This window comes from Azobacteroides sp. (SeqCode), from assembly GCF_055395615.1.
Genome location: NZ_AP014701.1, coordinates 921,408 through 935,387, shown reverse-complemented (window position 1 = coordinate 935,387; position 13,980 = coordinate 921,408). Strand labels below are relative to the sequence as shown.

The window sequence follows — 13,980 nt, the reverse complement described above, 5'->3', positions numbered from 1 at the left end:
CATTTAGTTAAAAATTTACTTAAAAAATTTACTTAAAAAATGGATGGATTAGTTATTATTAAAGTTGGAGGAGAAATCATCAAAAATCCTGAAGCGCTAAATTCTTTTCTTAAAAATTTTTCGAAAATTGCTGGATATAAAATGCTGATTCATGGAGGAGGAACTGTTCTTACAGAACTTGCTAAAAGTCTTAACATTGAAACCAAAATGATTGATGGACGTAGAATTACTACTAAAGAAATCTTAAAATTAGCTGTTATGGCTTATGCAGGGTTAGCCAATAAGGAGATTGTTGTAAAATTGCAGGCATTTGGTATAAATGCTTTTGGACTTACAGGAGCTGATGCAGATATAATACGTTCTGAGAAAAGGCTAGCTAAAAATAATATTGATTATGGTTTGGTAGGAGATATAGAAAAAATTAATGTACAATTTGTAAATGAATTTCTTAGTAAAGGTTATGTACCTGTTTTTGCTCCAATTACTCATAATGGAAAGGGACAATTGCTAAATACTAATGCTGATAGTATAGCCGGAGAAGTAGCAAAAGTTTTAGCTTACAATTATAGTGTTAAATTAGTTTATTGTTCTGATAAGCAAGGAGTTTTGTATGATGAAAAAGATGAAAATAGCACTATTAGTACATTGAATTATATTGATTTTCAACGATATAAAGAGAAAAAAATCATTATAGGAGGGATGTTACCTAAATTGAATAATGCTTTTAAAGCCCTTTTTGCAGGAGTAAAAGAAGTGGTTATTACGTGTGCTTCTAATATTAATTGTGAGTGCTGTGGTACTCGTTTAGAATTATGAAGTCAAATAAAAATGAAATAGAATCAAAGAAGAAGAAATGAAGAATATTTTATTATTAGGAAGTGGAGGAAGAGAGCATGCTTTGGCATGGAAAATTAGGCAAAGTTCTAAAGTCGGACAACTCTACATTGCTCCAGGAAATCCAGGTACAGCAACAGTTGGAATAAATGTAAATATTTCGATAGTCGATTTTGAAAATTTGAAACAGTTCACTTTAAATAATGCTATCAATATGGTACTAGTTGGACCCGAAGAACCTCTTGTAAGAGGTATTTACGATTTCTTCAAACAAAATGAAAAATTAAGAAATATTCCTGTAATTGGGCCTTCCCGTATGGGAGCAATGATGGAAGGAAGTAAAGATTTCGCAAAATCTTTCATGTTTAGAAATTATATTCCAACCGCCAAATATTTAAGTGTAACTAAAGAAAATTTGCAAGAAGGAATATGGTTTTTAGAAAAAATGAAAGCCCCTTATGTATTGAAAGCTGATGGCTTAGCTTCTGGTAAAGGTGTGCTAATTATTAGTCGTTTAAACGAAGCAATTAAGGAATTGAAACTTATGTTGGGTGGAAGTTTTGGAAAAGCAAGTGAAAAAGTAATAATTGAAGAATTTCTTTATGGTGTGGAATGTTCTGTATTTGTAATAACAGATGGAACGCACTATAGAATTCTTCCAGAAGCAAAAGATTATAAACGAATAGGAGTAGGAGATACAGGTTTGAATACAGGAGGTATTGGTGCTGTAAGTCCCGTACCATTTGTCGATAAAGTATTTATGAAAAAAGTAGAAGAACGTATTATTATTCCAACTATAAATGGGTTAAAGAAAGAAAATATTGATTATAAAGGATTCATTTTTATTGGACTGATTAATGTAAATAATGAGCCAGTAGTCGTTGAATATAATTGTCGTATGGGTGATCCAGAAACAGAAGTTGTTATGCTTCGTATACAATCAGATTTATTTGATTTACTGGATGGTATTGTTAAGGGAAATCTTTTGGATAGAGAATTAATTTTTGATAGTAGAGCAGCTGCAACAGTTATGTTAGTATCTAATGGGTACCCAGGTATTTGTGAAAAGGGGAAAATTATTAGAGGATTAAGCAAAGTACAAGGAAGTATTCTTTTTCATGCTGGAACAAGCCAAAAAGAAGGCAGAATTGTGACTAATGGAGGACGAGTATTAGCAATTAGTTCTTATGGTAAAAACAAGGAAGAAGCTTTACAGAAAAATTTTAAAAACGCAGAATTAATAGATTTTGAAGGAAAATACTACCGGAAAGATGTTGGTTTTGATATTTAATTCTTTATACGGTTGGATACTAAAATAATACACAGAGTAATTACTACCAATTGGGTCGCTATATTCTTTTCTATATTGGTATTTATTGTCTTACGATTATTTGATAATACAAATTTTTGTTCCATTCTATGGTGGATCTCTGCATTTATTCAAATAATAATTGCGTTGCTTCTTTTTTTTCTTTCTAAAACATATGTCATTGTTCGACAAAAATCACTACTTCCTACTTTTTTCTATCTTTTGTTTGTAGGAACGGATCCATTATTATTTGATAATTTGACTGGAAGTATTTTAACAGTACTTATTACAATTTGTTTTTTCTTTTTATTTGCTACATATCAAAGTTTACTACCGCAATTTTATTCTTTTAATATTGCGATATTAATAACAATTGGAAGTTTATACTGGATTCCTTTGTTCCTCTTTTTTCCATTATTTTTGTATGGTATGTATTTATTGAAAAGTCTTAATCATAAGAGTTTTTTTGCCTACCTTCTGGGTTTTTTTATCGTCTATTTATTTTTATGGACACTAAATATTTTTTCAGAAAATGATCTCAGAGTTTTTTTAAAAAATATTTTCATCTTTAAAGATTTTCAGATTGTCCATGCGTTTTTTTTCGAATTAGAGGAATGGATCGCGTATGGAGTTTTATTCATTTTTCTTTTTCTTATTGGATTGAAAATTTTTTTATCTAATATCTCTGAGAGAGTTCGTATTGTAATAATATTAAAATATCTCTGGATACTGTCTTGTGTTCTTTTTGCGCTATTGTTGATACTAAATCAATGGAAAAATGAATGGTTATTACTTTTGTATAGTCCCGTTTCTTTGTTAGTTGCTTATTTTTTTACTTTTTCACAAAAAAAGTCGGTGTCGTGGTTGTTGTTAAGCACAATTACAAGTTTTTTAGTATTATTTCTTTATAGAATATTTTAGAGGAATTTATTCCTCATTTTTGAATCTATAGCGATGCTTGTTGGAAGTTCATTGTCAGTTAATTCTACTTTCATAATAGTTAAATACTCTGAACTATAATAATTTTATTTAATGACAAAATCGAAAACTCTATAAAATTTTTATATAAATAATTGTTTTTTTCCTTTAACTCAAGTATATGAATGGTAATTCCTTTTCTAGTATATGTAAATAAAGTAAATTATGTAATACACAATAACTCTAACTCATCTTTTTCTTTGTCAATTTCTTCAATTCTAATATTAGCAATTCCACAACCTATGTCTTATTGATGATTTTAGTTGACAGACCCACTGCAGGAGATATACGTTTTTTAAAAATTAATACGAAAACGATCACCTTTTTACAGTAAATTCTATAAAAGGGGTAAGCTTTACTACATCGCATCGCTACAACCAACTACCCTTGCTGCTGTCAAACCCTGAGGGATTCGAAGGGAGCTGACCGTGTAGGACTTACCCCAGTGCAAAGCTAGAATATATATCTTAGAATAAGATATTAAATTAATTGTTTTTTTTTATTTTGATAGATTGAATTTGTATTTTTTTATAATTTTATAAGAGTGATTAGTAGAAAACAGTAGATAGTATTTTGTTTTTATGATAAAAAAAGCGGTATACTATACACTTGGATGTAAGTTGAACTATGCAGAAACTTCTACTTTAAAAGAATATTTTTTGAAAGCTGGAGTTTTAACAGTACAGGAAGAAGAAAATCCTGATATTGTAATTATTAGCACTTGTTCAGTAACAGAAGAAGCAGACAAAAAATGTCGTAATTTAATTCGTCGTACTAGGAGAAAATATCCGAGTGCCTTCTTAGTAGTTACAGGTTGTTATGCCCAATTGTATAGCAGAGATATAATGAAAATAGAGGGAATTGATTTAGTAGTAGGTTTAATTAGAAAGAGAGATTTATGTGAATATGTTTTGAATGGAAAAAAGGGAATAATAATATCTTCAGTAACAGACAAGCAGGAATTTATTCCTGCTTGTTCATATAATGACAGAACACGATCATTTTTAAAAATACAAGATGGTTGTGATTACTCTTGTAGCTATTGTTCTATACCTTTGGCGAGGGGAGGAAGTCGAAATAATCCAATATCGGATATAGTTAGAGATGCAAAAAAATTAGGAGAAAAAGGAATAAAAGAGATTGTTTTAACTGGAGTAAATATTGGAGATTTTGGTAAAAGTACTGGAGAAAATTTTTTAGATTTACTGAAAAGTCTGGATAATATTAAAAATATTAGTCGTTTTCGTATATCATCTGTTGAACCAGATTTATTGAGTGATGAGATAATAGAATTTATTGCATTTTCAAATCGTTTTGTTCCCCATTTCCATATCCCATTACAATCCGGTAGTAATGCTGTACTACAATTGATGCACCGAAAATATAATAGAGAGTTATTCCTATCTAAAATAAAGAAAATAAAAACCTTTATGAAAGATGCATTTGTTGGACTTGACATTATTGTAGGAATGAGAGGAGAAACTGAAGAATATTTTAAAGAAAGTCAACTTTTTTTGGAAAATTTGTCATTTAGTCAATTACATGTATTTACTTACTCGGAACGTTTGAATACTATAGCTTTGAATATTAGTCAGGTAGTTCCTTTAAAAAAGAAACAAGAACGAAGTAAAAAATTATTAGAACTATCGGAAAGAAAATATAAAGATTTTTATTTTTCACAGATAGGAACAAATCATAGTGTTTTATTTGAGAGTAGTCGTAAAGGTAATAAAATGTATGGCTTTACTGAAAATTATATTAAAGTGGAAATTGGATACAATGAGAAATTTGTTAATCAATTGGTTGATGTGACTTTAGGTGAATGGAATGAAAATGCAATGGCATTAACATTGAAACTTTAGTATTTAAAGTAAAATATGAAAATAATTTTAATGGGTTACTGTTTTTAATGATGAAGCAGACAGCTATCGTAATTCTTAATTGGAATGGTCATAAATTATTAGAAAATTTTTTGCCTTCTTTGTTAATGCGTGTTCCAAAAGAACACGTAGATATTATTGTCACTGACAATGGTTCTACAGATGATTCTTTAGAGTTTTTACATTTGCATTATCCTATGTTGACAGTTCGAATTTTTAATAAAAATTATGGCTTTGCAGAAGGGTATAATCGGGTATTGTTGAATTTAAATTATAAATATGTTGTATTATTAAATACAGATGTAGAAGTAGGAGAGGGTTGGTTTTATCCAGCAATAAATTATTTAGAAACTCATGAAGATGTTGTCGCTTTGCAACCAAAAATTTTGTCTCTTTCAGATAAATCTTCATTTGAATATTCTGGTGCAAGTGGTGGTTTTTTAGATAAATATGGATATCCTTTTTGTCGTGGTCGTATTTTTCATATGGTAGAAAAAGATAATGGACAATACAATAATCCAATACAGATATTTTGGGCAAGTGGAGTATGTTTATTTATTCGTTTAGAAGATTTTAAAAAAATAGGTGGATTTGATCCTGTATTTTTTGCTCATCAAGAAGAGATAGATTTGTGTTGGCGATTGAGCAACTTACAAAGAAAGAAAATTGTATGTTTACCTTGTTCGTACGTTTACCATTTAGGAGGAGCAACACTCAACAAGAAACATCCTCAAAAAATCTATTTTAATTTTAGAAATAATCTTTTAATGCTTTATAAAAATTTGCCGGATACTTGTTATATTAAAGTGATGATTATTCGTTTTTTTTTAGATAATTTACTTGCTCTGTATTTTTTATCAATAGGACAACTTCATATTGCAAAAGCAATATGGAGGGCAAGGTCAGATTTTAGAAAATTAAAAAAAAACTATCAAATTATTCGAAGTGAAAATCAAAAACTGTCTTCAACTGTTTTTCATGAGTGTATAATTTGGCAATATTATTTCAGAGGTAAAAAAAAATGGAACTCCTTGAATATTTCTTCGAAAACAGATTAATAAATATTGTTTACAATATTTTCAAAAGCAAAATTTTTAATGTATACATTCTGTGCAAGTTCCCAACTTTAGCTACAAATTTATCCTACGTATAATGAAAATTCAAGACTTTGATGCAATTATTAAAAATAATAGAATAATCGCGTATAACAATTATAAGTGGCTTAAATAGTTTAATAAAATCAATAGTTTTGAAACATAATCCAAATCAATTAATATTTTTTGAAATTACGAATTTTGTTTACGATGATATAATTTTTTCAGCAGTCATTTCCTAATAAAATTATTACTAAACAGTAAGTGTAAGCTAAAAATAGCCCATTCACTTCAATGGGTTATTTTATTATGGTATTTTTTTCAAAAGACTGGATTCTTCTCTTCAAAACTTTGAAATACAAAAGATTCTGCTCTTTTTGATACTAATATTCCAGTCTTTATCTGACTTTCTGTTTTTTGGATTTTAATTTAATCTTTACCAGCAGTTCTTTGTTATTCTTGTATTTTAAGTTCCAATGCTTAACTGTTTGGTATTTTTCCATGATTCAAATTTACTTTCAGCGTCTGCTTCAGAGAAAGCGCCTTTGGTAACTCCTTCTAACAAATGTTTTTTAAAAAAAACACCTTCATGAGAAAGGATATTTCTTGTAGTATCTGTCGGCTGAGCCCCTACATTTAGCCAATACAAAGCTCTTTCGAATTTCAAACGTATTGTAGCAGGATTCGTATTTGGATTATAAAATCCAATCCTTTCTATAAATTTTCCATCTCTTGGAGCTTTATTATTTGCAATCACAATATGGTAGAAGGCGTATCCCCTTCGACCGTGTCTTTGCAATCTAATTTTTGTTGCCATTTGATCTAATTAAACAAATTTAAATTAATATTTACATTATAACATGTACAAAGGTAAGATTTTTAATGAAATACTTGAGCATATTAAAAAAATCTCTGTATTTATTTGTATTCACACCCTACCAATTAATTACATATAAAAGTTTTATCAAGATTAAAAGTAATGATACTTAATTGTTTTGAAAAAATTCATAAGAACAACGAATAATATAATTTTTCCTATCTTCAATAGTAAAAAATAAAAGCCGTTTTATATCAAATCTTTTTAATAATCTATTAACCTCAGATTAGTATCTAAACGAACACTCTCTTCAATTTTTTTGATTTCTGTTGCTCATTTTATTTATTACCGTTCGATACTAACTACCAGTACTTTTTATAACTTTTCATACTAAGTATAATTGATATAATCAATACGAAAATGCCTCTGTTTACATAGTACCCCTACATTTGTTCTATTAATAATAAAGGACTATAAAAGGTAATCATCACAATATGATCGTAAGAAAAAACAAACGAATTAAATAAAGAATTCATCAAAAAATAAATTCTTTATTAATTTGTTGGATGAAGAATTATCCGATAATAAAACAGAAGATAATAGTCAAACTAACCCCCACCCACAAATTTTAATATTTCAAGAGAATCTCCTTCTTGTAATAAAATTTTCTTAAATCTTATCGGTCTAATAATATCGAAATTATACTCTATGGCTATTCCCTTATAATCAATATCATTGTATCGCAAAAAATCTTGAATAGTAAGATTTTCTTGAATTTTTTTGTTTTTTCCATTAAGCTTAATAGTAATCATTAATTATTTCCTTTGCTTTATTTAATGTCTCATTAATGTTTTCTGATCCAACAATCTCGGTAACCATGCAAATGTTTTCAGGTTTAAGTTTAGCAACTTCTGAAAGATTAGCAAGCTTTATTCCTCCTATAGCAACTTTAGGAATTTCGATATGCGTAATACAGTATTCCATATATTCCAAACCTACAGCATCTACTACACCTTCTTTTGTAAATGTCTGAAATATAGGTCCTACTCCTATGTAATCAGCACCATTAAAAACAGCCTTATTTGCTTGTTTGAAATTATGTGTAGAAACACCTATAATCATATTTTCCCCTACAATTGTACGAGCTCTTAATAGGGGAAAATCATCTTGCCCAAGATGAAGTCCATCGCTACAGACAGACATCGCTATATCAATGTCATCATTAACGATAAAAAAACAATTGTAGTCTAATGTCAGTTGTCTTATAATTTCGCATTGTTTCAATTTCTCTAATTTTGTTTTTTTCTTTTCACGATACTGTAGAATTTTAATACCAGCATCAAGTAACTCCTTTACTATTTCAATATTGTTTCTACCATTTGAAAAAAATTCAGCAGTAATGGTATATAAGCCTTTTGGAATTGCTCTTTTCATAATATCCAATCCTTCAAAATTGGTTGATAGCCTTTTTTGTAAATCATATCTTTTATTTGTTTCACACTAGAATGATCATTTATTATGAATTGTCCTTCAGTTTTATTCTTGTTAGAATATCCTCCTATTTCTGTTCTTGAACCTGCAGATAGTTTAGTTATACCTAGAGGTATGAGATTGTTCCTTAACTTATTACTTTCTCTGGTAGATATAGAAATGTTTATTCTATTCATAAAAAGTCGAATAGCACAAATGGCTTGTACAAGATTTTCATCTAAAATAATAGTTTTTGGTTGATAATTCCCAACTGCTGGGCGTAATCTTGGAAAAGAAATACCTATTTCTACATGAGGAAAAGTTTTTTGTAAATATTTAGCATGAAGACAGGCAAAGAAAACTTCACTTATAAAGTCATTCAATCCGAGTAACGACCCAACGGTTAAACTAATGTATCCAGCTCCAGCCGCTCTTTCGCAAGTTTCTAATCTATATCTGTAATCTGCTTTTGCTCCTTTGGTATGAAGCATTTTATACAAAAGTTCGTTATAGGTCTCTTGATAAATTGTTAATCCCTGAGCTCCGGATTTTCTCAGTTGTAAATATTCAGTCATTTCAAGTGGATAAACTTCTATATCAATATAATCAAAATGATCACTTAAGATAACAATACATTCTTTGAGGTATTGAACAGACGATTTAATACGACTTTCTCCAGTAACAAGCAAGACATGCCTTATACCGTAATCAGTAAGAACTTTGCATTCCTGTTTTATTTCTTCCAAGGTTAATATATTCCGCCTAATTTTGTTTCTTGAAGAGAATCCACAATAGATACAATCATTAGTACAAAAATTGGATACGTATAAAGGTGCATACAATAAAATAGATTTTCCAAAATATTTATTAACAATTTTATGAGCTTTTTGTGCCATATCTTCAATACAAATGAAAGCCTGTGGAGATAGTAAATTTAAAAAGTCCATCTCATCAAGGGATTCCTTGCTTAGTGAATTTTCTATTGTTTTCTTTGAAAGATTTTTTATGTATTTATTAAAATCAAACTTATCATATTCTTTTTTAATATCGTAAAAATTCATAAAACAATTGTTTTAGGATATTGAATCCGATTTTACAATTAAATCGCTTAATTGTTTTTTTTATTTATCTCTCTATCTTCCCCAAAAGTATCTGTCTCGGTTTGAGACAGATACATCTCCCCATTAGTATTGAATGTTTTTTAACAATATTTTGATTTTTTCTGAAAAACGAGTATTTATATGCTTCTTAATCACAGTTGTTGTAACGCTTCCAACAATTGTTCACTTTCTTCTTTTATTTTCTCTTTTAAAATATTATTTATGAGTTTCAATACCTCTCGTTCTCTACCTTTCAAATCTTTCAACCAGATAGATTTTTTATCATTTAAATTGTCTCTTTGAATAATTAAATTATTAAATGGTTCCCCACTCTTGTTTTGTAACATACGATCTACATAGACCTCTTTATCTATTAATTCTGATAAATGTTGTGATAATTCTTTCGCTTTTTCTCCCATGATTAGTTAGAAACTGTGTATTTGAATTAATTGATTATTATACAGCATAAGGTCTCATTCTCAAATTTTCTATCTGTAATTAATATAATAATTCAGTTACTATTTCTCATTTAAAAAGTTTGTTAAAGGAGACGATGCTTTCGCTGTATTTGAGACTATTCCAAGTTTGGCAAGATATGCCTTTCTACCTGCTTTTACTGCATATTTAAAGGCTGACGCCATTAAAATAGGATTTTCACTTGAAGATATAGCAGTATTAGTCATTACAGCTGTACAACCTATTTCCATACATTCACAAGCATCAGAAGGTTTTCCAATACCTGCATCAACTATTATAGGAGTATCTATTTCTTCAATTAAAATCCGTATCATTTCCTTTGTTTGTAATCCTTTATTTGTCCCTATTGGAGCTCCTAAAGGCATAATTGCTAAAGCTCCAGCGTTCTGCATATCACGTGCTGCGTATAAATCTGCATTCATATAAGCAAATACCTTGAATCCTTCTTTGACGAGAAGTTCACATGCCTTTGCTGTTTGATAATTATCAGGAAACAAATATTTATTATCGGTCATTATTTCTATCTTTATTAAATCAGTTTTTACAACAGTTCGAGCAATATTCGCGATTCGAACAGCTTCTTCTGCATTTTTTGCTCCTGAAGTATTAGGCATTAAAAAAATATTTTTAGGTATAAATTCGAGAATATTTTCATTGGGATTATTGAAATCAAATCTTCTTACAGCTACAGTTATTATTTGAGATTGTGAAGCTTGTATAATTTTAGGAATGAGCCTATTATTAGGAAATTTTCCACTTCCTATAAAAATTCGACTATTTAAAGTCAATCCTGCAATATTCAATAAATCTTTGTTCATAAACGAACATTATAAATTTTAACGAAATACAGTGAGTTAATGATTTGTGATTACATTAAATATCAGTTACTTTGTATTATATTATGTTTTTTTAATTAAAAAAGACAGTTTTCAAAATCTAGATGAAGCCTCCCCTAGTGTATAAATTTAATGATTTTTTCAAAAAAAACATTTCCTATTGATAATTTTTTTTGTTCAATTCTTTTTTTTAAAAAATGTCAAGTATATGAAAATTGCACAATTACAATATATATCTTGTACTATAAACCCCTGTATTTCAAATATTATATTGTTAACTCAAAATTAATGCTTAATGAAAGTTATTATTGGAGGAGGAGGTACTGGAGGACACATTTTTCCTGCCATATCTATTGCTGAAACGTTAAAAGTACGATATCCATCCGTTGAAATACTATTCGTTGGAGCTGAAAATCGTATAGAAATGAGTCTTGTTCCTAATTCTGGCTATAGAATTATTGGATTACCTATTGCAGGATTCAATCGAAAAAACTTATTTCAAAATATTCCCGTACTTTGGAAATTGTTTAATAGTTTGTTAATAGCCTATAAGATTATTAGTGATTTTCAACCCGATATTGCTATCGGAGTAGGTGGTTATGCAAGTGGTCCAATATTACAAGCTGCCGCGGGAAAAGGTATTCCAATTTTAATCCAAGAACAAAATTCATACGCTGGTATAACTAATAGGTTATTAGCAAAAAAGGCAGCGCGAATTTGTGTTGCCTATGATAAAATGGAAAAATTTTTTCCAAAAAAAAAAATTATACTTACTGGTAATCCTATTCGTCAGGATTTGGTAATTACTAAAGAAAAAAAGAAAGAGGGTTATATTTATTTTGGATTAAATCCCCAAAAAAAAACTGTTTTAATAATTGGTGGAAGTTTAGGTGCAAAGACAATCAATGAAAGTATTTTATCTTCAATGAAGATAATAGGAGAAGGGGATTTACAGTTAATATGGCAATCTGGAAAACCTTTGTCCCCTTTTATAGATACATTACCTTCTAATATTTATTTTACAGAATTTATCTCTCGTATGGATCTAGCATACTCAGTAGCAGATTTAGTCGTTTCACGTGCAGGAGCAGAGTCTATATCCGAACTATGTTTGTTAGGTAAACCAACTATTCTTGTTCCATCTCCTAATGTGGCAGAAAATCATCAGGAGAAGAATGCTGCAGCATTAGTACAGAAAAATGCTGCTATTATGGTTTTTGATAGAGAAGCTGTTGAAAAATTAATTCCAAAAGTATTAAAACTTATCCAAGATGAAGGTGCATTAAATGTATTAAGCAAAAACATTTTGAAAATAGTCTTACCAGACTCAGCGAATAAGATTGTAGATGAAATAGAGAAAATATTCCAACTCCATCCTTCAAGAATTGAGAGTTATTGTGAAAATATTTGGTCAAATATCTATTTTATTGGAGCAGGTGGCATTGGTATGAGTAATCTAGTGAGATATTTTCTTGCTAAAGGGAAAAATATTTCTGGGTATGATAAGGAGGAGTCTATTCTTTCTAAACAATTAAATAATTTAGGAGCGTCTATCCATTATGTTGATAACATAGGTTTGATTCCCAATTTATTCAAAGATAAAAAAAAAACATTAGTTGTAGTTACTCCCGCTATTCCACATAATCATTCAGAATGGACTTATTTTCGTAATAAAGGGTTTAACATTGTGAAACGAGCACAACTTTTGGGAGAAATAACAAAAACTAAGAGAGGGATATGTATATCAGGGACACATGGAAAAACTACTATATCTTCTATGATTGCTCATTTGTTAAAACAATCAAAAATAGATTGTAGTGCGTTTTTAGGAGGTATATTAAAAAATTATAATAGTAATTTACTGTTATCAGATACGAGTGATATAACTGTCATTGAAGCTGATGAATATGACCATTCTTTTTATTGGCTTTCTCCTTTTATTGCAGTGATTACCTCTGTAGATACTGATCATTTAGATGTTTACGGTACAGAAGAAAATTACAAAAGAGCTTTTGAACATTTTACTTCTTTAATTCGTAAGGGTGGAATATTGTTAATGGAAAAAGAAGTAGATATTATTCCCCGTTTGCAAGATAATGTGCAGATATATCGTTATTGTGGAGATATTTCAAAAGTAAGAGGGGGGAATAAACCTGATTTTTATGCACAAAATGTACGTATGGATAATGGAAAAATTCATTTTGATTTTTTGACACCTAATACTATTATTGAAAATATTCAGTTAAGTATACCTATAGAAATTAATATTGTTAATAGCATTGCCGCTTTAGCAGTATCTTGGCTTAATGGTGTAACTGTCGAAGAATTAAAGCAAGCTATGCTATCTTTTATGGGAGTTAAGAGACGTTTTGATTTCCACATAAAAACTAATGATTTAGTTTTAGTGGATGATTATGCCCATCATCCACATGAATTAGAAATCTCTGTAAAATCGATAAGGACATTATTTCCTGATAGAAAATTAACAGTTATTTTTCAGCCACATCTTTATTCTCGTACTAATAATTTTTACAAAGAGTTTGCTCAATCCCTATCTTTAGCAGATGAAGTAATTTTATTACCAATTTATCCAGCAAGAGAAAAGCCAATTTTTAATACTTCTTCTCAGATGATACTGGAATTACTAACTATGCCTCATAAACAATTAGTAAATCACGGCGATTTAGTTTCTTTTGTTGTTAAACAAAAGAAAGATGTAATTTTAGTTGTAGGAGCAGGGGATGTTGAACTATTGATAGATCCATTGAAAATGGCTCTAATGACTTGTCGGTAATTATTTCCATGCCCTCAATCTTATCCAACTAATACGATTAGTTTAGTATTAGCTCATAGAGAAATTTTTATTCTTTATGTGTAAAGAGTTGTTATTGCAATAACAAGATTAAATTATTTCATATGTTTTTTAATTAACTTCAATCAAATCGATTTAAAATACCTTAATGGCTTTCCACACAATTTCTTAGATGAAGTAGGTCAACCACAATCACTATGTAATGTAATTCTGTCTATTTCCCCCCCCCTACTAAAATACATTTCCCAACTTTTAAAGCCCTTAAAATGGGTTTTGATATTTATTGCTACTATTATACACGAATATCGGTGGCTCCTCGAGGAGGATACTATCCAAAGTATTTAGTACCGCCCATTAATAAATAATATTTCTG

Annotated in this window: 10 protein-coding genes and 2 pseudogenes; 6 read left to right on the top strand and 6 right to left on the bottom strand. The window is 29.3% G+C overall.

Features of this window, described 5'->3' with window-relative positions:
- The first annotated feature begins 39 nt into the window (after window positions 1-39).
- From argB to ACZ5QM_RS03715, 4 genes are all read left to right on the top strand, one after another.
- Complete coding sequence (argB, locus tag ACZ5QM_RS03730) at window positions 40-816, top strand: acetylglutamate kinase (protein ID WP_464182735.1); 777 nt, start codon at window positions 40-42, stop codon at window positions 814-816.
- Window positions 817-853: 37 nt separating this feature from the next.
- A complete protein-coding gene (gene purD / locus ACZ5QM_RS03725; RefSeq protein WP_464182734.1) occupies window positions 854-2,125 on the top strand; it encodes a phosphoribosylamine--glycine ligase in 1,272 nt (423 codons plus the stop codon).
- 1,577 nt (window positions 2,126-3,702) lie between these two features.
- Window positions 3,703-4,983 (top strand): tRNA (N(6)-L-threonylcarbamoyladenosine(37)-C(2))-methylthiotransferase MtaB, encoded by a 1,281-nt coding sequence (mtaB, locus tag ACZ5QM_RS03720; protein ID WP_464182732.1) that lies wholly within the window; start codon window positions 3,703-3,705, stop codon window positions 4,981-4,983.
- Between the two features lie 50 nt (window positions 4,984-5,033).
- Window positions 5,034-6,059 (top strand): glycosyltransferase family 2 protein, encoded by a 1,026-nt coding sequence (locus ACZ5QM_RS03715; RefSeq protein ID WP_464182731.1) that lies wholly within the window; start codon window positions 5,034-5,036, stop codon window positions 6,057-6,059.
- A gap of 520 nt (window positions 6,060-6,579) precedes the next feature.
- On the opposite strand, the pseudogene rpsP reads toward ACZ5QM_RS03715, so the two are convergent.
- The 6 genes and pseudogenes from rpsP to ACZ5QM_RS03685 form a co-directional block, all read right to left on the bottom strand.
- Window positions 6,580-6,912 (bottom strand): annotated as a pseudogene (gene rpsP / locus ACZ5QM_RS03710) (30S ribosomal protein S16); the annotation flags it as partial.
- Window positions 6,913-7,520: 608 nt separating this feature from the next.
- Entirely contained in the window at window positions 7,521-7,724 is a 204-nt protein-coding gene (gene thiS, locus ACZ5QM_RS03705) for a sulfur carrier protein ThiS (protein ID WP_464182730.1), read from the bottom strand.
- Window positions 7,711-8,346, bottom strand: a complete 636-nt coding sequence (thiE, locus tag ACZ5QM_RS03700; RefSeq protein ID WP_464182729.1) for a thiamine phosphate synthase — start codon at window positions 8,344-8,346, stop codon at window positions 7,711-7,713. The genes thiS and thiE overlap by 14 nt, the downstream gene beginning before the upstream one ends.
- Complete coding sequence (thiH, locus tag ACZ5QM_RS03695) at window positions 8,343-9,443, bottom strand: 2-iminoacetate synthase ThiH (RefSeq protein ID WP_464182728.1); 1,101 nt, start codon at window positions 9,441-9,443, stop codon at window positions 8,343-8,345. Before thiH ends, thiE begins: the two co-directional genes overlap by 4 nt.
- A 191-nt stretch (window positions 9,444-9,634) precedes the next feature.
- Window positions 9,635-9,901, bottom strand: a complete 267-nt coding sequence (locus ACZ5QM_RS03690) for a hypothetical protein (protein WP_464182727.1) — start codon at window positions 9,899-9,901, stop codon at window positions 9,635-9,637.
- Between the two features lie 99 nt (window positions 9,902-10,000).
- Complete coding sequence (locus ACZ5QM_RS03685) at window positions 10,001-10,777, bottom strand: thiazole synthase (RefSeq protein WP_464182726.1); 777 nt, start codon at window positions 10,775-10,777, stop codon at window positions 10,001-10,003.
- Window positions 10,778-11,090: 313 nt separating this feature from the next.
- Between ACZ5QM_RS03685 and murG the strand changes: the two are divergent.
- A pseudogene (gene murG, locus ACZ5QM_RS03680) lies at window positions 11,091-12,137 on the top strand (undecaprenyldiphospho-muramoylpentapeptide beta-N-acetylglucosaminyltransferase); the annotation flags it as partial.
- Window positions 12,138-12,200: 63 nt separating this feature from the next.
- Entirely contained in the window at window positions 12,201-13,589 is a 1,389-nt protein-coding gene (murC, locus tag ACZ5QM_RS03675) for a UDP-N-acetylmuramate--L-alanine ligase (RefSeq protein WP_464183334.1), read from the top strand.
- Window positions 13,590-13,980 lie beyond the last annotated feature (391 nt).

Excerpts from the sequence above, each read along its gene's own strand:
- argB (WP_464182735.1), top strand. The coding sequence starts at position 40 with ATGGATGGATTAGTTATTATTAAAGTTGGAGGAGAAATCATCAAAAAT.
- purD (WP_464182734.1), top strand. The coding sequence starts at position 854 with ATGAAGAATATTTTATTATTAGGAAGTGGAGGAAGAGAGCATGCTTTG.
- mtaB (WP_464182732.1), top strand. The coding sequence starts at position 3,703 with ATGATAAAAAAAGCGGTATACTATACACTTGGATGTAAGTTGAACTAT.
- ACZ5QM_RS03715 (WP_464182731.1), top strand. The coding sequence starts at position 5,034 with ATGAAGCAGACAGCTATCGTAATTCTTAATTGGAATGGTCATAAATTA.
- thiS (WP_464182730.1), bottom strand. The coding sequence starts at position 7,724 with ATGATTACTATTAAGCTTAATGGAAAAAACAAAAAAATTCAAGAAAAT.
- thiE (WP_464182729.1), bottom strand. The coding sequence starts at position 8,346 with ATGAAAAGAGCAATTCCAAAAGGCTTATATACCATTACTGCTGAATTT.
- thiH (WP_464182728.1), bottom strand. The coding sequence starts at position 9,443 with ATGAATTTTTACGATATTAAAAAAGAATATGATAAGTTTGATTTTAAT.
- ACZ5QM_RS03690 (WP_464182727.1), bottom strand. The coding sequence starts at position 9,901 with ATGGGAGAAAAAGCGAAAGAATTATCACAACATTTATCAGAATTAATA.
- ACZ5QM_RS03685 (WP_464182726.1), bottom strand. The coding sequence starts at position 10,777 with ATGAACAAAGATTTATTGAATATTGCAGGATTGACTTTAAATAGTCGA.